The sequence below is a fragment of the Clostridium bornimense genome (assembly GCF_018917145.1).
Classification (GTDB): domain Bacteria; phylum Bacillota; class Clostridia; order Clostridiales; family Clostridiaceae; genus Clostridium_AN; species Clostridium_AN bornimense_A.
Genome location: NZ_JAHLOD010000003.1, coordinates 93,718 through 116,502, shown reverse-complemented (window position 1 = coordinate 116,502; position 22,785 = coordinate 93,718). Strand labels below are relative to the sequence as shown.

Annotated in this window: 22 protein-coding genes; 3 read left to right on the top strand and 19 right to left on the bottom strand. The window is 26.3% G+C overall.

Features of this window, described 5'->3' with window-relative positions; genetic code table 11:
* Nucleotides 1–29 precede the first annotated feature (29 nt).
* Nucleotides 30–743, bottom strand: coding sequence for a single-stranded DNA-binding protein (locus KQI30_RS02120; protein WP_216461504.1), 714 nt, complete (start codon nt 741–743; stop codon nt 30–32).
* 121 nt (nt 744–864) lie between these two features.
* A complete protein-coding gene (locus KQI30_RS02115; RefSeq protein WP_216461503.1) occupies nt 865–1,623 on the bottom strand; it encodes a polysaccharide deacetylase family protein in 759 nt (252 codons plus the stop codon).
* 110 nt (nt 1,624–1,733) lie between these two features.
* Here KQI30_RS02115 and KQI30_RS02110 point away from each other — a divergent pair, with 110 nt between their 5' ends.
* A complete protein-coding gene (locus tag KQI30_RS02110) occupies nt 1,734–2,264 on the top strand; it encodes a DUF4364 family protein (RefSeq protein WP_216461502.1) in 531 nt (176 codons plus the stop codon).
* Between the two features lie 28 nt (nt 2,265–2,292).
* Here KQI30_RS02110 and KQI30_RS02105 read toward each other — a convergent pair whose 3' ends face one another.
* From KQI30_RS02105 to KQI30_RS02030, 16 genes are all read right to left on the bottom strand, one after another.
* Nucleotides 2,293–3,165: a YncE family protein gene (locus KQI30_RS02105; protein WP_216461501.1), complete on the bottom strand. Its 873-nt coding sequence runs from the start codon at nt 3,163–3,165 to the stop codon at nt 2,293–2,295.
* Nucleotides 3,166–3,233: 68 nt separating this feature from the next.
* Nucleotides 3,234–3,923, bottom strand: coding sequence for a hypothetical protein (locus KQI30_RS02100; protein ID WP_216461500.1), 690 nt, complete (start codon nt 3,921–3,923; stop codon nt 3,234–3,236).
* A 58-nt stretch (nt 3,924–3,981) separates the two neighbouring features.
* Entirely contained in the window at nt 3,982–4,866 is an 885-nt protein-coding gene (locus KQI30_RS02095; RefSeq protein WP_216461499.1) for a hypothetical protein, read from the bottom strand.
* A 188-nt stretch (nt 4,867–5,054) separates the two neighbouring features.
* The gene (locus KQI30_RS02090; protein ID WP_216461498.1) at nt 5,055–6,587 is read right to left on the bottom strand and encodes an oligosaccharide flippase family protein; all 1,533 of its coding nucleotides are present in this window, start codon (nt 6,585–6,587) and stop codon (nt 5,055–5,057) included.
* The gene (locus KQI30_RS02085) at nt 6,569–7,738 is read right to left on the bottom strand and encodes a Coenzyme F420 hydrogenase/dehydrogenase, beta subunit C-terminal domain (protein ID WP_216461497.1); all 1,170 of its coding nucleotides are present in this window, start codon (nt 7,736–7,738) and stop codon (nt 6,569–6,571) included. Before KQI30_RS02085 ends, KQI30_RS02090 begins: the two co-directional genes overlap by 19 nt.
* 13 nt (nt 7,739–7,751) lie before the next feature.
* The gene (locus tag KQI30_RS02080; RefSeq protein WP_216461496.1) at nt 7,752–8,936 is read right to left on the bottom strand and encodes a polysaccharide pyruvyl transferase family protein; all 1,185 of its coding nucleotides are present in this window, start codon (nt 8,934–8,936) and stop codon (nt 7,752–7,754) included.
* 4 nt (nt 8,937–8,940) lie between these two features.
* The gene (locus tag KQI30_RS02075; protein WP_216461495.1) at nt 8,941–9,924 is read right to left on the bottom strand and encodes a glycosyltransferase family 2 protein; all 984 of its coding nucleotides are present in this window, start codon (nt 9,922–9,924) and stop codon (nt 8,941–8,943) included.
* 17 nt (nt 9,925–9,941) lie between these two features.
* The gene (locus tag KQI30_RS02070; protein ID WP_216461494.1) at nt 9,942–11,195 is read right to left on the bottom strand and encodes a hypothetical protein; all 1,254 of its coding nucleotides are present in this window, start codon (nt 11,193–11,195) and stop codon (nt 9,942–9,944) included.
* Between the two features lie 29 nt (nt 11,196–11,224).
* Complete coding sequence (locus KQI30_RS02065) at nt 11,225–12,409, bottom strand: glycosyltransferase family 4 protein (RefSeq protein ID WP_216461493.1); 1,185 nt, start codon at nt 12,407–12,409, stop codon at nt 11,225–11,227.
* A complete protein-coding gene (locus KQI30_RS02060; protein ID WP_216461492.1) occupies nt 12,406–13,623 on the bottom strand; it encodes a glycosyltransferase in 1,218 nt (405 codons plus the stop codon). Before KQI30_RS02060 ends, KQI30_RS02065 begins: the two co-directional genes overlap by 4 nt.
* A 9-nt stretch (nt 13,624–13,632) precedes the next feature.
* A complete protein-coding gene (locus tag KQI30_RS02055) occupies nt 13,633–14,793 on the bottom strand; it encodes a glycosyltransferase family 4 protein (RefSeq protein WP_216461491.1) in 1,161 nt (386 codons plus the stop codon).
* Nucleotides 14,794–14,802: 9 nt separating this feature from the next.
* Nucleotides 14,803–16,164, bottom strand: coding sequence for a glycosyltransferase (locus tag KQI30_RS02050; RefSeq protein ID WP_216461490.1), 1,362 nt, complete (start codon nt 16,162–16,164; stop codon nt 14,803–14,805).
* A gap of 39 nt (nt 16,165–16,203) precedes the next feature.
* Nucleotides 16,204–17,394 carry a beta 1-4 rhamnosyltransferase Cps2T gene (cps2T, locus tag KQI30_RS02045; RefSeq protein WP_216461489.1) on the bottom strand — a complete coding sequence of 397 codons (1,191 nt, stop codon included), beginning with the start codon at nt 17,392–17,394 and terminating at the stop codon, nt 16,204–16,206.
* 116 nt (nt 17,395–17,510) lie between these two features.
* On the bottom strand, nt 17,511–18,278 hold the full coding sequence (locus tag KQI30_RS02040) for a tyrosine-protein phosphatase (protein WP_216461488.1): 768 nt from the start codon (nt 18,276–18,278) through the stop codon (nt 17,511–17,513).
* A gap of 17 nt (nt 18,279–18,295) precedes the next feature.
* Nucleotides 18,296–18,955 carry a CpsD/CapB family tyrosine-protein kinase gene (locus KQI30_RS02035; RefSeq protein WP_216461487.1) on the bottom strand — a complete coding sequence of 220 codons (660 nt, stop codon included), beginning with the start codon at nt 18,953–18,955 and terminating at the stop codon, nt 18,296–18,298.
* A gap of 9 nt (nt 18,956–18,964) precedes the next feature.
* A complete protein-coding gene (locus tag KQI30_RS02030; protein WP_216461486.1) occupies nt 18,965–19,663 on the bottom strand; it encodes a YveK family protein in 699 nt (232 codons plus the stop codon).
* Nucleotides 19,664–19,874: 211 nt separating this feature from the next.
* On the opposite strand from KQI30_RS02030, the gene KQI30_RS02025 reads away from it, so the two are divergent.
* Nucleotides 19,875–20,126, top strand: coding sequence for a TIGR03905 family TSCPD domain-containing protein (locus tag KQI30_RS02025; protein WP_216461485.1), 252 nt, complete (start codon nt 19,875–19,877; stop codon nt 20,124–20,126).
* A gap of 84 nt (nt 20,127–20,210) precedes the next feature.
* Nucleotides 20,211–21,323 carry an AI-2E family transporter gene (locus KQI30_RS02020; RefSeq protein ID WP_216461484.1) on the top strand — a complete coding sequence of 371 codons (1,113 nt, stop codon included), beginning with the start codon at nt 20,211–20,213 and terminating at the stop codon, nt 21,321–21,323.
* 55 nt (nt 21,324–21,378) lie between these two features.
* Here the strand turns inward: KQI30_RS02020 and KQI30_RS02015 are convergent, their stop codons facing one another.
* Nucleotides 21,379–22,671, bottom strand: a complete 1,293-nt coding sequence (locus KQI30_RS02015; protein ID WP_216461483.1) for a bifunctional folylpolyglutamate synthase/dihydrofolate synthase — start codon at nt 22,669–22,671, stop codon at nt 21,379–21,381.
* Nucleotides 22,672–22,785: the final 114 nt, after the last annotated feature.

Here is a 22,785-nt window from a genome sequence, read left to right as displayed (position 1 = left end):
TTTTGTGTGGTAACTTTTTTTATTACTTATTAAATCGCACCTTTTTCTTCAATAGTATCAGTTACTTTTGTTGCCTCATCATTTTCATTTATCACAACATCATCTTTTTCTTCATTGTTGCCTTCCTTTGTAACCTTCTCCATTTTTGAGATAGACACTTCATAAGCTATTTTCTTTATTACCTCATCTTCAGAAATTTTCTTTTGATATTCTCTACTTTGAATTCTACCCCAAATTCTTATATTATCACCTACTTCTAATGTTTGACAGAACCTAGAATTTCTTCCCCAAGCAATAGTAGGTATATAATCTGATTTGTTGTAAGCTCTATTAACTGCAAGTAAAAGATCAGAAATTTCTCTTCCAAAAGGTGTTGTTCTATATACTGGCTTCTTGCATATAAAACCATCTAAGTATATTTGATTTGGATTTTTGCTTCTTTCTAAACAATCTTCAATTTTTCTAGCAAATATAGTTAAAATTAATCTATTTGATCCTTCTATAAACTTATTATATGACCTAAGTTGTCCTTCTAACACAATCTCCTTACCAACAGTCAATTCCATACCTGTTAATAATCTTTCAGATATAGTTATAAATAATCTATCATAGGCATCACTTAATCTAGGTACATCCATATAAAATGTATAAAAACCTTCTCCATACATAACATGACTAAATTCTAACTCAGAAGCTACTGTTCCCTCTAAATACAACTTATTGTTTAACATTAATTCCTCCATCACATAACCCCTCTTCTCTTTGTTATATTAATATAAATTTAGAAACCACTTAACTTAATTGGAAATTCGAAATAGTAAATAATTTCTATTCCATTATATACATTTTTTGTATATTATTCAACTATTGTTTTACAGTTTGTCCTCCATCATTTTCTATTTTATAATCTTTCTTATAAATTAGATCTGAAACTGTTACAAATTGATAACCTTCCTTTGTTAATTCTCCTATTAATTTATCTAAGTTCTTTACAGTATTTTTTGTTCCTGTATGAAATAAAAGAATGGATCCTTCTTTACATTTAGAACGTACTCTCTTATATTCCTCTTCTAAGCCAACATTTTTCCAGTCAATAGAATCAACATCCCATTGAATAAGATAATGTCCTGTTTCTTCTGCTATATCCACAGTTAAATCATTATAAGCTCCTTTAGGAGCTCTAAGTAACTTCGGTGTATTTCCTGTAACCTCCTTTATCTTACTATCACAATCTGTTATTTCTTTAATAATATCACCTTTGGATATTTTTGTAAAATCCTTATGATAATCTGAATGATTTCCAAGTTCATGACCTCTTTTATAAATTTCAATTGTGTCATCCTTATATTGATCCATCCATTTTCCTATTACAAAAAAGGTAGCCTTAACATTATATTTATCAAAAACATCTAACATTTCTTTTACATTATCTTCACCCCATGTTGTATCAATAGTTATGGCTATTTTCTTTTCATTGGTTTTTACATAATATATAGGCTTTTTTCCATTAGAATTGTATGTAGTAACGGAATCAAAGAGAGAGATAAATGTAACACTGAGCCCTAATATAAGTATTATTATAGTAATATAAGTAATAATTATTTTTTTACTTTTAATTATCATCACCTCCCTCCTCTTTTAAATTTATATTCTCATGTAAATGAAATATTACTTTTTGAAAAAAGTGTTTTTATGATATAATAAATATATTGAATAATAGTAGGAGGAATAATATGTTTGATGATACACTAGACCTTGCAGAAAATAAATTACTGCTACTATATATATTTAGGGAATTAGATGTACCTGTTACAAGAAACCTTATTACAGAAATAATTTTAGAAAATAACTTTCTAAACTATTTTATACTTCAACCATATTTAAGCGAACTAATTTCATCAAATTTTCTTCTAGAATTTGAAAGTGAAGATGTACATAAATTAAAAATAACTGAGAAAGGTCTTACTGCTTTAGAATTATTTGAAAATAGATTATCTGAAGATAAAAAGTCATTAGTAGACCAATACTTATGCTCTAACTTAAATACAATAAAGAATAAAATAGCTATAACTGCTGACTATACTATAGAGAATGATAATGCTTATATAGTTCATCTTAAAGCTGAAGAAAATAAATCTATACTTGTTGACTTAAAGGTTTCTGTAGGTAGCAATAAGCAAGCACGTAACCTATGTAAAAAGTGGAAAGAGAATTCTTCTTCTATTTACACAAATTTAATGAATTTATTATTTGATGAACAATAAGCAAGTTACCTGTATCTAGGCAACTTGCTTATTGTTGACTTAAAAATATTCCTTTTGGCTCTCCTTTAAAATTTATCTTCCTCTTTTCTCCATTGTTTATGTTTAATTTTACAATAGAGTTACTAAGTTTATCACAATAATATATATTTTCATTGTAGTAACTTATATCTGATGGAATCCCTCCAACAAAATATGTTTTTATTTCCTTACGCTTCTTCAAATCAATAATCTTTATACTTCCCTCCCCTAAATTAGATACAATACATCCATCTCCAGATATATATATGTCATAGGGAGTAACACCTACCATAATTCTATCTAGAGTCTTAAAATTATTACTAGATATTATTGAAATAGATCCATTAATCTCTTTTTCCATAGCACTTTCACATACAATTAAATATTCTCCGCCAGTTGAAAAAAGAGCTTTCGTTGGATTTAATCCTGATTGTATTTTTTTTATTTTTCCTGTATTAATATCATATATATTAATAAAATTATTACTTACATCTGTTATAATTAACATTTCTCTTCTTCTATCAAATGTCATAGAAAATGGTGTTCCACCGACAGGAATAATCTCCTCAATTTCTTTTGTATCTTTATCACATATAACTAAAGAAGAACATTCTTCACTTAGGAAAAATAATCTCCTTTTAAATTGATAAAAAGAGATTATTCCTTTCGATATATATATTTCTTCAGTACTTTCTAAATCCATTATAGTACCAACCTTATAATTTATAACATTCTTCTTATTATCTACCATATTCATATAAATAGGATGAGGAGATACTGAAAATTTACTTTTTATAAGTATTTCTTTTTCTAAAGCAAACCTATCTATGTCTATTACTTCTATAATATTGTAATACGAATTAAAAACATATATTTTTCCCATAATCAAAATACCCCCTCACTACCATAATATGAGGGGGTATTTTTTATGTACTATTTTTTTATACTTTCTCAAAATTTTTCTGTTTTGCTAATCTCCATAATATCACTATCACTAGAAGCTGCAAAACCAACTTTGTTAAATTCATTTACTCTTACTTCTATTTCTTTATCTCCTATATTAGGATTTAGTTCTTTAAAAGTATCTATATATTCTTTTATCTTTGTCATAGCATTTTCTTCATTTATATCTTCGGATTCTAATTTTATCACTAACTTATTATCATCCATAGAATGATATCTTCTATTCATATCATCTATAGTAATATTATCTACATTACTTTCTTCTACTTTTTTAAATTCAGAAACACTAACATCACCTACATTTATAGAAACACTAATTCTATTTTTTAATCCTTCTGAATAAAACTTATTTTCTTCATTACTTTTACCATCTTCAAAAACATTAACATTTACCGTTCTTATCTTCCATCCGTTATCTTTAACCTTTGCCATTATAGTATTTCCTAATTCTCTTAGGCTATCTGTATCTAAATTATTACTTTCTATATCTAAATTTAATACTCTTTCTTCAATGATACTATTAGTTATTTTATATTTTTCATTCACTAATTTGTTAAGACTACCAATATCAATTTTAGATTCTTTATCCTTTAGTACAACTAATGACACTACCATCGCCAAAGCAACAACTACAACACCTATAGATGATATAATTATATACTTCTTCTTATTTTCCACCCTGATTCCTCCTAATACTAATAATTTATATGGTGAAATTTACATTGAAAAAACTTTTTTAATTACTCTCATTACTCTCTCCACCCTGATTTTCGCTACCAGTTGATTCTCCTGTATTATCAGATGTGCCACCTTCAGTTTCACCTGTTCCTCCAGTACTACCTGTTCCTTCAACACTACCTGTCCCTACAGTGCTACCTGTTCCTCCAGTGCTATCTGTTCCTCCAGTGCTACCTGTTCCTCCAGTGCTACCTGTTCCTCCAGTACTGCCTGTTCCTCCAGTACTGCCTGTTCCTCCAGTACTACCTGTTCCTCCAGTACTACCTGTTCCTCCAGTACTACCTGTTCCTCCAGTACTACCTGTTCCTCCAGTGCCAGAATGCCATTTCCTATTACCGGTTGTATTATTCTTCGAATCTGTATAATTTGTTCCTACATTATTATCATTGTCATCAACACTAATTGCTTCATCTTTTATCTTCTCTTTATTTTCATCAACTTTTTCTTCTTTATCAAAAAGAATTCCTTCTTCACTTTTCTTTATATTAAAGTTCTTTTCTATAAACTGTAATGGTAATAAACAATCGTTTTCTACTAACTTAATTCTAAAAGAGAAATCAGGAAATACTAATTCACCATTTTTCTCTTTAATGACCTCATATTTAAATGGAACTATTCTACCATTTATATATCCATGAGACAAATTATTTTTTATAATTACTTCTTTATCACTAAGTCTATATACAATGGTATTTCCTTCATCTTGTACTTCTAGTGTTCCTCCTGAATTTTCTATAAAGTTTTTTATTGAAATCATTTCTATGCCATTTCTCTTCTCTACCGGTGTCACATTATCATTAGCTTTTACAAATATCTTATTATTAAATATTAAAAACACAATTAACAATAAAGATATTATTTTCTCTGATTTTTTAACCACCATACCTCTTCTCCTATCCTTTTTATTTTAGTTTATCATTTGTGTAATATACTATAAATATAATGTTAAGAAAAATATCTCAAAGCTTATAACCTTGAGATATTTTTTTCGTATCTAGTATAAAATAGTTAATTCTAACTATTTATTTTATCGTATAAATTCATACAAACTTTACAAATTAAATATAAGATCTAATTAGTTTTAACTTTTGCTTGTATACGAAATATTTTATAAAATATATTTCGTATTGTATTTCTTTCATATTCATTAAAACTTATTTTAACAATCAATATAATATATGTTACATTAATTATTACTGCTTTAGTAATAAAAATTATCCAAGACCCTTGTAAATATTGATTTACAATACAATATAAACATGAAATTATAATCATAACTATACCAGTCTTAAAACAAGTTTTTTTGAAAAACTCAAATAAATTTAATTGCAAAGTTTTTCTATAATATATATTCATAAAAATTGTATTTCCAATTATCATAGCAATAGCTGTTGATAACGCCACTCCTATTGGTCCAATTATTTTAAATAAGAATATACTTAATATTATATTTCCAATAGCATTAAATAAATATATAATAGAACGAACTTTATGTTTCTTCATGGCATAAAGTATTTGATATCCAGTAGTTTGAAACATAGGTACCGTAAGTGATATCATTATTAGTAACCCATAATAATATGCATTTTCGTAGTTATTTCCTAACCATAATACTATGAACTCTTTTCCTAAAAAAATATATGATGTTAAAATAATTCCTACAAACATAAACTGATATCTAGATGCCTTAATAAAAAACTTATTTATTTCAGAATTGCCTTGCCCCATTGTTATCTTATCTATTATTCTAGGTAAAAATACAGATGAAAATGTGCTACATAAATTCATATAGTATGTTATTATTTGTGAAGAAATAGCATAAACTGCAACTACACTTGTAGTGGACATCATACCTAATAAAATTCCATCTGTTCTCCAAAAAATCTGATCAGTAATAATCCCAAGAAAAACAAAAAAAGAATATCCCTTTAATTCTCTTTTGAGATTTTTATCTATAGGTGTAAAATTTAATTTTATCCCTAATTTTCTTCTGACAAACATATAGTTAAATATGTTTATACATTGATTTATTGTTAAATCTATTATAAACATTAAAATTACATCACATTTTATATTTAATAAAATAACTATACAAATTGATCTAGCTATAGATCTAAACAAATTCATTCCTTTTAGAACTTTAAAGTATTTATATCCTGAAAGTATTGACGCAAATGTTGCTGATGGTATCTGTAACAAAACATTAATTAGTGCTATAAATAAACATATCTGAAATAAAGCCACATTATCATCTGATAAACTTCTAAAAATACCTTTTGAATTTACAATAAGAAACAATCCAATAACTAAACCAACTATTACAATTTTCAAATAACTTTTAAAGCTATGTCCTGCAATTTGTTGAATTTTATCTTTTTTATTCTCAGCTCTATATTGTGCTACATATCTAGTAATAGTTTGTCCAACTCCTAAATCTAAAATTGCTATATATCCAATTGTAGAATTAACCAAACTATATATTCCATATAACTCTCTACCTAAATATTTTGTCTCCATTCTAACTAGAAAAAATGTTATAATTATTGGCACTATAATTGCTATATATGATATCAGTATATCTTCTTTTAACTTCTTATCACCCATTTTATCCCCTTTTTACCTCTCCTTATAATTCTCTTTAAATTTCTGATCACCTTTTTCTTCTTTTCAATAGGTGACACATACCTTTTATATATTATTTCTAAATCTTTTTTTGTATTTAAACTTTTCTGAAACCTAGATTTTATTTTAGGAATATTTATTTCTCTTCCATATTGTGAAATCTCAATATCATTAAATTTCACCTCTTCTAAATAAACATTCTCAACTTTATTTAGAATTTCTCTTCCTATTTGAGAATTCACTAAAATTATAGATGTACCCAATTCATCTTTCAAACATTTAGGTCCCCAAAAATCACCTAATCTTATATCAGAAAACAGCTTATTGAACCGTAACTTACAATTATAACAAGAGCTATTTAAATCAACTTCATTTAAGAAACACCTAAAAAATATATCCTCTTTAAAATTTTTTGAGTATTGCTTTCCTTCTCCAGATATAGTTAAATGATAATTATGCCAGCCTTCTTTCTTATCTCTAAAATTGATATTATCAATGTTTTTAATATTAATTTGTTTCTTTATCATTTCTAAATACTTATGCCATAAATTAATGCTTGGTGTACCATGGCAAAAAAAATCTATCAATATCCATTTATTAATTTTATTTCTATTCATGAATTTCCTTAATCCATATATTTGGCATGGTGTACAAAATATAATATACTTCTTATCTTTATCTAATTTCTTGAAAGCATCTAATGTATAACTTGGCATATACTTCGATCCACTTATCCTCTTAATTTCATCCACAGAATTTAATATAATATGTTTTGTAATATTTTCTTCATAATTATATGATGCCCCACATATATTGTAACCATTCTCGACTCCCCATTTGCTAATTTCCGTAGCTATGCCACCTGAAGAAGATTCTCTTCTAATTTTTTTATTATTACTATATGCTAAAAAGCCACTTGATTCATATATACTATATTCTTTATTTGTTAATTCATCAAAATACTTATAACAAACATCCTTACATATACCACAATTAATACACTTACTCTTGTCTACTATTGCCTCATAAAAACCTTCCTTATTTTTCTTTATGTAGATGCACTTACGCATACATGCATTTACACATACACCACACCCTGTACACCCATAGTGTACTTCACCAATATTATTCATACTCTTCCTCCACCTAAGCATTAATATATTGAATAATATCATTTAATTCATCTAATAATATATTTTCAGTATTATGAATTTCTTTTTTAATTTCTTCATTCAAGATATTATAATTATCTATAACATAATTTACTTTACTACTTACTAAATCAGAAATTTTACCTTCTATCCAAAACTCATCATTAGCTGCTTCAATAAGTAAATCTCTTCTTTTTAGGCCATTACCAATTACTCCATCATATTTAACACTATATGATAATGCTATAGCAGGTTTCAATTTGAAAAACGTTGATACTGCCGCATGCATTCTTCCTGTTATTGTAAATAATCCATTTGCTAAAATACATCTAGCTTCTGATGCCATCATTTCATCATTAATAAATATAATTCTTTCTTTTTCATCTTCTTTCATTTTATTTTCAACATCACGTACTACTGATAAATCTGTGGTATCATTTGGTCTAGTTACATGTGGCAATATTACTATATTCTTTCCCTTAACTTTAGGGTTATTTAATAGATTTCTTATTATCTTAATATGTTCTCCTATATATGCTTCATAATTTTTTGTATATAATTTATACAATCCTGATAGAACCAATGTAATATATTCTTTATCATTAAGATTATACTTATACAATATCTCTTTACCATCTCGTGGCAAATTTATAAAAGCCAAATCCCTTCCTCTAATCCCTGTTGTTATTCCTATACTTTTAATATATTCTAAACAATTATCATCTCTAGTATATATTCTAACCTTGTTTAATGCATTTCTTGCCATCTTTATCCTTCTACCAGTAAATGGTCCTATAGTCTGTCCTATTAATATTACTTTCATACCCATAATTCTTTTTTTTACAAAAGATCGAAGTCTATTTGGTAATGCATCTATATTATAATATTCTGATATATCATCTCCTCCTAATATTATTACAGCATCAAACTCTTTGTATTTATCTTTAAACTTCGCAATATAATTACATATCCTTCCTGCAGCATATACCTTCGGACTATATCTATATATATTATCCATTTTAGTTTCGTATCTTAGTCTATTAAGATCCTCCTCTGTTCGTACATCACAATAAAACTTTACGTCTTTTATATTGTTATTGATCATAACTATCATATTAATAGCCATCATCAAACTTCCATAATTATATGTATTAGTTATTCTTTCTATCTTTATTCTCATATTTTTACCTCTTTTTTTTGAAATCCATATATTTTGTATATATTTTTCTATTAGCTAAAAATATATTTAATTTCAACTTATCCTTTTTTCTTAACCTACTATTGTTAATATCTTTGCTTGTTAACTCACATTCTATTAACATAGATGTCTTTTCAATAACACTTTCGTAACTTATATCTAATTTACAATCTTCTATTTGATGAATAATTAAATTTAAATGAAAAATACATAATCTTATATATTCTTTTCTATATCTAATAAATATCTCTTTTTCCTTTAAAAATTTTTTTATCATACATAGTGCATTTAATCTATCAAATACGTTTTTATTACTTATCTTTCTAGTAGTACTATCACTTCTTTGCAAATAATAATAACCATAATAATTACTTAAAATCACCTTATTACTATAATAGAAAAGCTTTATACCGATTGCTAAATCTTCATAATACATATTTTTAGGGAAAAAAATATTATTCTTAATAAATAACTCTCTCTTAAACAACTTAGCACATGGATAACTTTTGATCTCATCATCCTTTAATATTTCTTTTAATACATCATATTTTGATAATTCTTCCTTGGTAAACTGAGGCATACATATTTCTTTTGAATTTACTTCATATACCTTTTTAATATTACATACTACTATATCAGCATCATATTTAATTGCATCAGAATACATTTCTTCTAAACATTTATCTTCTAACCAATCATCACTATCTAAAAAAGTAATGTATCTCCCTCGCGCTCTCTTTATTCCGTTATTCCTAGCTTCTCCTTGTCCACTATTTTTTTGGACAATTACATTTATAAATGAATACTTTTTCTTAAATAAATTTATTATTTCTAAAGATTTATCTGTAGATCCATCATCAATTATTATTATCTCAATGCTTTTGAATGTTTGATGAATCGCAGATTGAAAGCACTTTTCTATATATCTTTCCGTATTAAACACCGGTATAATTATGCTTATCTCACACATGTTTCCTCCTTTTTAACTTAAACTAATTTTCTTTCGCCCATATCTATTCCTATTGCAATAAGTACCATTCCTTCTATTAATTGAGGAATTCTAAATATTTGAGTATACGATGCCATCATTAAAATATTAAAAAAGACTATAATAAACAATATTATTTTACTTCTAATTGAATTTCTTCTACAAATTAATATATACATATAAGTTGAATACAATAGTATTAACTCAAATAAATATATTAAACCACCTTCATAAGTTTTAATTGATATTTCACTCATACCAAAATGACGAGATAATCGTGAATCTGAATAAGATACGCTTCCTATTCCCACCCCAAATTTATATCCATTTCCATATTTCAAAGAATACTTTAACAATTCTATTCTTTCCTCATCATCTATATTTTCATCTTCACTATTTGCTAATTGACATATTTTTTCCGAAACTCTTGTAGATAAAAAACTATCTACTTCAACATTTACTGTTTTTAAATAATTGAAAGTATTAATAAAAAAAATAGTAGCTACTACAACTAAAAATAGTTTTTTTATTCCTATTTTTTTAACTAATCTAATGCCATATACCTCCACTAATATCAAAGGCATTAATACGTAGAATATTGTATTATCATTATAAGCACTCATAATTATCATATATATTAATTGAATAATCACAGTAAGTAATGTTGCCTTTCTTTTACTATCCAAGTAATAATTAATATTAAATACTATTAATGCTATCCAAAACAATGTTAATCTATGAGTTCCACTTGCTCCAATGAATCCAGTAATATGATCTTCATACATAGGATTATTTTGATAATGCCTCATTAAAAAATATGTTCCATTCAATTGTTTATACATAACAATTGAATTAATCCAAAAATAACCATTAAAAACCTTACGTAATTTAACAATAAAAACTTCTTTCATATACCTTCTATTTGATTGAAATAATTGAATGAAAAACTTAATAATAAGCAGATTACCTACTCCAAATAAAATACCATACGAAAAAAAGTTGCCGTTTTTCCCATTAACTAAGATATTTATGTATAATATAACAACTATTATTGTTATAGATATGAGATCACTTTTTTCTATGTTATATTTCTTAGTTATAAACATATAAATGAAATAGACTATGATAATACTATATATATATCTATTTTCTGATATATTAAATATCCACTTACCAATTAATAAGTCCATAACAAACATCCATAATATTATTTTTTCAATAAAAGTAATTGATTCTTTGTCTTCTTTTATCATTTCTACCCCTTATTTTTCACATACAACTTCTATTCTTTAAATGCAAATCCATTCAAAATTTCATTCCACTTCACAATTATTGCATCTATATTAAAATCCTTAATTCGTTCCTCCCCCCCTCTTGCCATAGTTACTCTTAACATCTCATCATTTGCTAGTCTATACATAGCTTCAGCAAATTTATCTATATTAAAAGGCTCTACTAAAATACCTTCTATCCCATTATGTATAACTTGTTTTACAGAACTAATATTATATGAAATTATTGGGACACCCATCTCTAATGATTCCAGAAGAATCATAGGTAATCCCTCCCACCTTGATGGTAATAATAAAATTGATGCATTCAAAAAATATTTTTTTATATCATCTGTATATCTATTTATATTTACTCTATCCTCCAATCCATATTTAAGAATTCTTTTTCGTATCATTTTTTCTTCTTCACCAGATCCTACAATAACTAAATTCCAACTATTATCCTTCATTGAAAATATATTAAAAGCCTCTATCAATAAATCAAAACCTTTTTGCTCAGTAAACCTTCCTGCTGCCAAAAATAACTTATTATTTAATTTAGACTTTTCTTTACTTTCAAAACTCTTTGGATTATACATTACTTGAGAATTAATATTGTCATTCTTTATATATTTCTCCTTGTCATCATTACTAAGTACTAAATACCTGTCCAATTTTGATATATGTTTTTTTAATATAACATCATGATTCCAATAATACTTATTTTTCATATTAAAATAAGCATCATAACAATTATGTTGCCATCCTATAGTTTTAGCATTAATCTCATCAGCAATTGCACCAAGAAGCATAGAATTTAGTCCTTCAACGCCTATTACAACATCATATTCATTACTATTAATATAATTTTTCAATCTCTGCAATGTAACTTCAGGACAATATATTTTTTTTAAAATTTTGTACCATTTTTCTTTATTAAATATCCCTGTACTATTATTAATAACTCTTCCTACTTTACATAAGATCTTACTATATAAACTTTTATCATAAAAATCTTTATCTACAATTACTTTTATATCTTTATTTATTTTGTATATCTCTTTTTTAATGCCTCTATCAATGGTACAAAATATATGTATCTCATGATAATTACTTAATTGGTTAGCAATAGTGCAAAGTACTCTTTGTACTCCTCCTATTGAATAAATATTATTAGTCATAAAACAAATCTTCATAATATTTCACCATTTCTACTATACTCATTTATAACATTACTAATAAATTCTAAATAATCTAGTGCTACGTTTTCAGACGAAAGATTATACATGTCATTTCTTGCTCTCAATAACATCTTTTTAACGTCATCATTTCTCATTTGTATTATCTTTTTTATTATATTTTTTAACTCTTCAACATCTCGCCCTTTGCATAAGAAACCATTTACATTGTCTTTAATTATGCCATCTACCCCTTCTCCTTTAGACGCAATTGTTATGCATCCTTTTGCCATAGCTTCTAAATAAACTAATCCTAAAGTTTCTCTTTCACTTATCATTGCAAAAATATTTGCTTCTTCTAAATACATAAATACTTCTTCTCTATCTACTTCTTTTATAAATGTAATATATCTTCCCGCATTAAGTTGTTCTACAAGTTCTTTTAAATAAACTTCTTCTTCCCCTTCACCTAATATAATCAGAGATAAAATAATTCCCTCTTTATTTAAATCTACAATGGCTTTTATTATACAATCTATATTTTTTCTCTTAATCAAACTAGAAACTACTATTACCTTTTTTATTTCCTTCTTACTTTTTTCAACTATAGCTTTTTCATCTAATATATAACCTCTATCTATACCCGACCTTACAATAACATCTGGCTTATTATACTTTTCTCTTATACTTAAATAATTCTTTTTTATGCTGTCAGACCTAAATCCATATCCATCTACATACTTTTCTAACTTATTGAAATTATTCAATCCCTTATTATTTAAAAACAAAATATCTCCATAATGGAAAGTAATAATACACGGCTTATCTATTTTCTTTTTTAAGTTTAATGCTACAATACCTCCCGGATTAATCATATGGCTTAATATTACATCGGCATTAAAATTATTATCTCTCATTACTTTTTCTATGGAATTTATACTACTTTTAATACTATACTTTGAATAATATCCTTTAGGATATTTAATAATTGGCATTCTATATACCTTTACACCGTCTATTTCAAAATTATAATAAGTAGAATCTTCATTTGCTTTTTTACCTTTTTTTAGAAATGATATTATTTTCGGATAAACTCTACGAGTATTTATTACAATGACCTCATGATTCATACGAATCCACTCTCTTACAAAATAATGTACTGCATATGTAATTTCAGATTTGGGTTGATCTTTATAGCAAGGATATAAACTTGTTATTAACAATATTTTCATACTCTTCTCCTACACATTATAGTATTCATTCATATTTGATAAGCTTTTGATAAATTTATCTGCTATCTTGTCCCATAAAAAATTATTTCTAATTTTCTTCATTGCATTTTTAGAAATATTATTATATAAATTATCATCACGATCTAACTTCATTATTTCCTCTATCCATATATCTTCTTGAAAATTATCTATAACTATTCCATCCACATTATTATCAATTAACGTCATAGACCCACCATTACAACTACTTATTGACGGTACACCAAAATACATTGCTTCTAATAACACCATTCCAAATATCTCTTGTCTAGAAGGTAATAAAAAAATCTTAGCCTTATTATAAATATCACCTAAGTAACCATTCTTAACGAACTCAACATGCATTATATCTTTTTTATATCTATCTTCTACCATAGAAAAACATCTTCTTGTGTAACTTTTACTACCTTTTCCTATTATGACTAGCCTAAAACTCTCCTTCTTTTTCTTCAACTTATTGAAAATCCTTAAAATAAACTCAGTATTTTTTCTCTTATCAATAGTTCCAACGTATAATATTGTATCCTCATTCATAAATTCTAATATGCTCTCAACTTTATGATTCTCATTATAATCTTCCTTTTTAGTCAAACTGAACTTACTATCGTCCAATGCTACTCCTAACACCTGAACATTTTTAAATTTTCTTTCTTCTAAATAATTTTTTGATAACTGTGATTTTGCAAATTTAATATGTATATTTCTATTTATGCTCTTATTAAACAACCTACAATAAATAGGCTCCACAAAAGGAATTTTGAATAAATTGTAATATGGACCGCTATATAACACTGATTTATTTGTGTATTTACTAATAAGATATGTCATAATTTGATCATATTCTGTCAAAATAACTAAATCATATTGATTTAAAAAGTCTTTTTTTAATAACTTAGGATATACACCACTTCTTAATAATCTAATTCCCTTACGCCATAATAACCTTATGCCCCCATTTTGTTCACTATATATAACTTCATCTTTATTTTCATTAGAGTAATATACAATATCACATTGATACCCATATTTACACAATGATTTACAAAATCCAATTTCCTGCAGATTATACCCATTAATATTTACTTTATATGGAGCACTACGAATATATAATAATCTTTTATAATTACTCATTTTCTCACCTTACTTAACTTCTTTTTGTCTTAACATGCATTCCAATACAAACTTTCCATGTTCATTCATTGTATGGTCAAACTCTCCTTTATTTATATTGTTATTAAAGTATTTTAATATTTCTCTGTTGTTCACTATTTTCAAAATAGCTTTCATTATACCTTCTTTATTAGGTTCTGAAACAATTCCTAAATCACCATATTCATTTTTCAAAAGCATTTTCCCTCCTACCAAACTGGTAGTTATCACCGGAACTCCATAACTTAATGCCTCTAAGATTACAAAGCCATAAGTTTCATACCATATACTTGGCATAATCACTACATCTACTCTATTAAAAATATCTTTTAGCATAGAATAATTATATTCACCTTTAAGCTTAATATTTTTAGGAATAAACTTCTCTCTTATTGTTATCTTTCCATAGACTTCAATATCACAATTTTCATCAATTTCTTTAGCAACTTCTTTTAAAATCTCAAATCCCTTATATTGTTCTGTTGAGCCTAAATATCCTATAATTAACTTTTCCTTTTTTAAAAAATTTTTTATAGTCCTATTATCTTTTATCAAATTGTGAGTTATAGGAATTATTTCCCCACTTACTTTTAAATACTTTCTAAATATTTTTTCACTTATATCACTATTAAAGAAAAATGTATCTATTAAGTTGAACATATCTTCATAATATTTTATTAGTTTTTCAAAATTGCTTTTATCTTCTTCACTATAATTTACTGTGATATTTTTCTTACCGCCTCCATTATTTTTCAATATACGTTTAGCTAATTTAACAATCTTGGTATATTCTCTAAGTTTTCTATATGTTCTTGATTGTTTCAAATATATTTTTAAAATACTATCAGCACTATATTTATTACATATTACACATTTATTAATATCTCTTTTTTTACAAATGCACCCTGTATAATCTAAAAAATTAACCTTTGGACATAAACCATAATAATCATGAGTTGTAAAAACAACTTTTATATCTAACAACTTACATGCCTCTAAAAATTCAATATATAAACCCATTATTGTATGAATATGTACCACATCTATTGCCTTATTCTTTAAAAAATTAATAAATTCATCAGTTGATGTTTTTTTCATAAATTTTATAGGATTATAAATACCTTTCATAAGTGGAACTGGTAGTGGATTTTCCAACTCATAAACTACAATCTTATCAATGATGTCATATTTTCTTATCCTAACTTTTGAATCCAAAATTTTCATATGACCTGGAAAAAGCAATGAAATATCATTTCCCATACTCTCTTCTACTTTCATTAAATCTACAGAATATTTTGTCATTCCTCCAGATCTATATGGTGGCAATCCTAAATTATAATGTAAAATATTCATATTTTCCCACCCTTCATATAGCAGAAATACATTCTATTACTAAACGGTCTCCATAATTTTACGTCCACTATATTTACCTTTACAAAGCATATCTTCATATTTACTTGTAACTCTTTCCCAATTATATTCATTAATGACTCTATTTTTCGCAGCATTTTCTAATTGTTTTATACTTTTAATCGAAATAAATTCTAGGTTATTTATTTTTTGAGATAAATTGGAATCGTCTTTTGAAAAATAAATAGCTCCTTCCATAGCTACTTCTCTATTAAATCCTACATCTAACAATAAATTAATTTTTGTCATTGCTAATGATTCTAAAAGTGACGGATTAGTTCCACCAACTTCATGACCATGAATATAACAGTATGCATTCTCTCTTATCTTTTTTAGTAATTGTTGATCATAAACTGTTCCTACAAATTTTATTCTCTTGTCTTTATAAAAAAATGTACTTTCCTTTAACTTTTCATAAAACTTATTCTTACTTATATTTGTTACTATAACTAAATCTTTTTTTGTTTTAGATTTCATAAATTCTTTGATTACAATCTCATAATTATTTTCAGGAACAAATCTACCTACTACTAAATAATATTGATTTTCTTTCACATCATTCCTTCTATACCAACTTAAGACCTTTTCATCATTGTCATTTAACTTTGAGTTCTCATAGTCTGCCCCATAAGAAATAAAAATTGTATTTGGTTTAAACTTTTTATATTCTTCTTTTATATATTTCTCTATATTCTTAGAATCACATACTATTAAATCACTATTCTTAACCATTAACTTTTCTGATAGTTTCCAATACTTTTTTATAATCACATTCCATTTTGCTCTTTTCCATTCATGTCCATCAGGATTTAACCATAACTTACATCCTAACTTCTTTAATATTTTTTTATATACTTTTATAAAAGGCCCTATTCTAGCAGCCAATATATACACAGTTGCATTCTTTATATCATTTTCTTTTATGTATCTTATTATATTTCTTAATGCACGCAAATCATAAATTACAGCTTTAGCTGCCCCTATTCTTGGAACCTTTATATTAAAACATCTTGCATTATTATACGTAAATTCATCATAATTATCAGCTAAACATGCAACATGATATTTTATTTCCTTATTTTTTTGATACTCAGTTAACTTTTCTACAAAAGTTTCAAATCCCCCATACTTTGCAGGTATTCCCTTAGACCCTATAATGAAAACATGATTCACTCCCATTACCCCATTTCAACCTTCATACTATACCATTTTATAATTAAATTGTATATAATTCATTAATTTTACATACTTATTTAAAATTTATGGAGTGCTATACACTCCATAAAATCTTATTTTAACCCTATGAAACTAAAAATACCTTTCTTTACTTTTATCTTTTCCCCTTGATAAGTAACTTCTTTATTTTCTAATAACAATTCACTAGATTCTCTCATTAAATCTAAATAATTCTTGTTACTTTTTTTTATAATTTCAATGCTTTCTGTCAAATTCATAGTTCTTTTATCACTTCTATGAGCATCAGAACCTATAAAATTATATACACCACTATTTAAAAGAATTCTACTAGCCTTCTGTGATTCTTTCCCAAATGCTCCATGGAGACTTGTCCCATTTAGCTGAAAAAGACATCCTGCTTCAATAAATTCATTTAATATCTCTGGATTTTTCATAACCGCTCTATATCTTTCTGGATGCGCCACTACAGGTACAATATCCCTTATTTGAAGTTCATATAAATAATCTAATGATTCCACTTTAAAATCCATTGGTGGAAACTCTACAAGCATATATCTTGAATCATTTATAGTTCCTATATTCCCCATTTTAAATTCTTCTAATATATTCTCAGTAAAGTAAACTTCCTGACCATGATATATTTCTACATCTAACTCTTTCTCAATTTTATCCTTAAATTCAGGAAAAATCTCTTTGATCTTATTGTATTCATTAGTATAATATCCTTTAGCATAATGTGGTGTTGCTACTATCTTTTTGGTACCACATTTAATAGCTTCCTTTATCATTTCTATTGACATATTCATGTCTTTCGAGCCATCATCAACGTTTGGCAATATATGACTATGCAAATCTATCATACACTTCACCTCTTGTATTATTTTTTATCTTCTCCATAATAATAATAATACTTATTTGCTGAATTGGCTACGTCATTGAAAACTATTCCCAAAATATTTGCATTTACTTTTTGTAATAAATTTTTAGCTGTTAATATTGAATCTTTTTTTGTCTTATTACTTCTTATTACTATAAGTGCACCATCAACTTTAGCAGCTAATATTTGCGCATCTGTTACAGCATTTAATGGTGGTGTGTCCATAAGTATATAATCATATTCATTAGATAATTGCTCTAATAATCTTTCCATCGATTTTGATGCTAACATTTCTGCTGGATTCGGTGGTATCTTACCAGATGTTATTATATGAAGATGATTATTTCTATATTGAACAACATCTCTTAATTCTTTTTTCCCAACTAACAGCTCTGTTAGTCCTATCTCATTAGATATTTTAAATTTCTTATGTATTGTAGGTTTTCTCAAATCACAATCTAATAAAACTACAGTATTCTCACTTTGCGATAATGATATCGCTAAGTTTCCAATAACTGTACTCTTTCCTTCTTCCGGTTCAGAGCTTGTAACTAAAATTTTTTTAATTTCTTTATCGTAGGATGAATACTGAATATTAGTTCTTAATGTTCTATATGCTTCTGCTGATATAGACTTAGGTTTTTTTTCCACTATAAACATATCGTTCTCCTATCTTCTTTCTCTTGTAAATTCCTGATTAGGTATAATTCCAATAACCGGTATTCCAACTACTCTTTCTATCTCATCTCTATCTTTAAAGGTATTATCTACTGTCTCCAGTAAAATTGAAATTCCAACTCCTGCTAATAATCCTATAACTATACCCATACTTATATTAAGATACTTTTTAGGAGTTACTGGTGTCTTAGGTTCTTCCACAGATTCAATAACTTTTACATTTCCATTAGCAACTAAAGTTTTTGAAGTATTGATAAATTCATTTGTAATTGCTGATAAAATTTCTTTAGCTTCTTTACTATCATCATCTTTATACTTCACTTGTAAAATTTGAGTATTAGCAATTGGTGTAACAGTTATATTTCCTAATACTTGTCCAGTTGTCTTTATAGTATTTACATTTTTAATAGCATTACCTACTAAATCTTTAGTCTTTATTGTCTCTGAGTATGTTTTTATTAGTTGTTGATACATCTGTACATCACTATTATTATATTTTTCTTCTTGTTCAGCTTTACCAACAAATATTTTCGTTGAAACTTCATATTTAGGTTTAATAACAAAAAAACTTAAAACTGCTGAAATTCCTCCAAATAATATCATCATAGAAATTATTAATTTGTATCTTCTTTTTATAATAAATATGAATTCTTCAATATTTATTGTTTTATCCAGAATTGTATCTTTCAATTTAACCCTCCACTTCTTTCATTGTATTTTATTACTCTTATGTAAAAATTATACTATTCTATTGTATAAAATTCAATAATATTTTTACATTTTATACATTTTTGTATTTTATTTCTATAATCACTTTCTGTAATTACTACATCTTATTCTGTTCATAATTGTAAATTTACGTTATAATATAGTTATATATAAAATAAGGATAGGTAATATTATGTATAGTTATAAAACAAATGGAGTCTGTGCTTCTGAAATCAAATTTGATATTAAAGATAATAAAATAGAAGATGTTTTATTTATAGGAGGTTGTCCTGGAAATACATTAGGATTAAGTTCTTTATTAAAAGGTATGGATGTTAATGAAGCAATAACAAAATTATCATCAATAAAATGTAGAAATAAATCAACATCTTGCCCTGATCAACTAGCTAAAGCTTTAACTAGTGTTTTAGATGATATACAATAGGTATTAAAATCCAGTAATTTTTACTGGATTTTATTATTTCCCTTTTAAGTATTCATGTTATAATATTTTTGGGGAGGATGCTATATGTTCAAAAACAAAAGAATACCATACATAGAATTTTTACCACTAATTATAATAATCATACTCATATATAGGCTAATGGATTATTCTTTAAATTTTCTTAATTTTTTTAAACTAATATTAGGAGTAATTCAACCTATATTAATAGGATTATCCATAGCTTTTATTCTAAATCCGATTATGATGTTTTTTGAAAATAGAATAAAAAGCAAATATAAACGTGGTATAAGCTTAGCTTTAACTTACCTCTTATGCGGAGGGATACTAGTGCTATTAATAAATGTACTATTGCCTACTATTATGTCATCTGTATCTGAACTAGTAGAAAATCTACCTAGATACTTAGATACATTTTCTACAGCATTAACTAAGATATTTAAAGAAAGTGATTTAAAAAGTAGTAATGACTTAATTAAAGCGCTAACAAACTTTGTTGCTAAATTTATAAGTGAAATAAGCAACTCAATAAATATATTCTTAACTTCTACTATAACAACAATATTTAGGATTGGTTCAATCTTACTTAATTTTGTTATAAGCATTGTAATATCAATATATGTTTTAAAAGATAAAGAACTTATTTGTTTTAAATCAAAGCAATTTTTTAGAGCTATATTAAATGATAATTATTACACAAAAATATTAACTTTAGCCAATAACGCAAACTTAATATTTAGCAGCTTTATAGTAGGTAAAGCTATAGATTCACTTATAATTGGTACTATATGCTTCTTAGGACTAATTATCTTTAAATTTAAATTTGCCCTACTAATAGCTCTTATTATCGGTATAACCAATATGATTCCTTACTTTGGACCTTTTATTGGTGCTATACCTGCAGTAATCTTAACTATATTTGATTCACCTTCTAGAGCTGTCGGAATGGTTATATTTATTTTTATACTTCAACAATTTGATGGCTTATATCTAGGTCCTAAAATTTTAGGTGATCAGCTAGGGCTTACACCTTTACTAGTAATGATAAGTATTCTAATTGGTGGTGGTCTGTTTGGCTTTATTGGAATGTTTTTAGGTGTGCCAGTTTTTGCATTAGGAAAAACAATATACGATTCATGGATAGACTATATTTTTAAGAAAAAAAATATTAAAATTTAAAATAATAAGGTATCGCTAACAAATAAAATTTCATTAGCGGTACCTTCTTTTTATATTAATAAACATTCTTTACTACTATTTTTCTCATATCACCAATCATATATAGAGACCCACAAATTAATATCATATCATCTTCATTAGATATATCCTTAGCATATCCGAAAGCTTCTTCATATCTATCAAAAGAACTAACCTTCTTACTAGTTATTCTTTCTATCTTTGATTTTAGTTCTGTAGCACTCATTGCTCTTGGTGAATTAGGTGTTACTGTTATTATTTCCTCAGCACTTGGAATAATCTTCTCAAGCATATGTTCCACATCCTTGTCCCCTAATATCCCAATTATCAATATTAACTTTGAGTAATTAAAATACTTGTTTAAACTTTCTTTTAATTTCTCTATTCCTCCTAAGTTGTGTGCACCATCTAACAAAATATATGGCTTATTAGCTACTACTTCCATTCTACCTTTCCATACAACATTTTTTAATGCATTTTTAACATTTTCATTGCTTATGGTATATCCTAACTTTCTAAGTGATTCTACTATTTTCATAACAACAGAAAAGTTTATTACTTGATGTGTTCCTAGTAATGCTAATTTATATTCTTCATTATTATATCTAACAACTTGATACATTTTTTCTTCTTCAATAATCTTAATAAATTCTGCATCATTAGATGCCACAGAATTAATCTCACAATTCTTCATCTTTGCAACACTAACTATAGCTTCTCTTGCTTCTTCTTCTACAGGATATAAGACAAGTGGTACTCCCTCTTTAATAATCCCAGCTTTCTCTGTTGCTATCTCTTTTAGTGTAGTTCCTAATATTCCAACATGATCATAAGAAATAGATGTAATTACTGTTAGTATTGGATCTAAAATATTAGTAGAATCTAATCTTCCTCCTAATCCAACTTCAACTACTGCTATATCAATATTCTCTTCATAATAATATAAAAACATCGCCGCTGTTATTATTTCAAATTCTGTAGGATCACCTAATCCTTCCTTTGATACTTTATCTACAGCCTTTGATACCTTTTCTATTACACTACATAATTTCTCTTTTGGTATATTAACTGAATTTATTTGTATTCTCTCTTCAAATTCTTCTAGAAAAGGTGATGTATATAATCCAACTTTATATCCTGATTCCTTTAATATTTCTGCCACCATCGCTGATGTTGACCCTTTTCCATTAGTTCCAGCTATATGTATGCACTTTAACTTTTCATGGGGACTTCCTAAATACTCCAGTAATCTTTTTGTTCTCTTTAATCCAAAGTTCATACCGAATTTTGCTGTATTATGTATATAATCCATTGTCTCTCTGTAATTCATATATTTTCTCTCCAGTCTATATCTATCTCTAACTTAATTATAATATTATTTTTCCACATATCAACATTACCTTTAACAATTCTACTGCTATTTACATTAATAATTACTATAGTT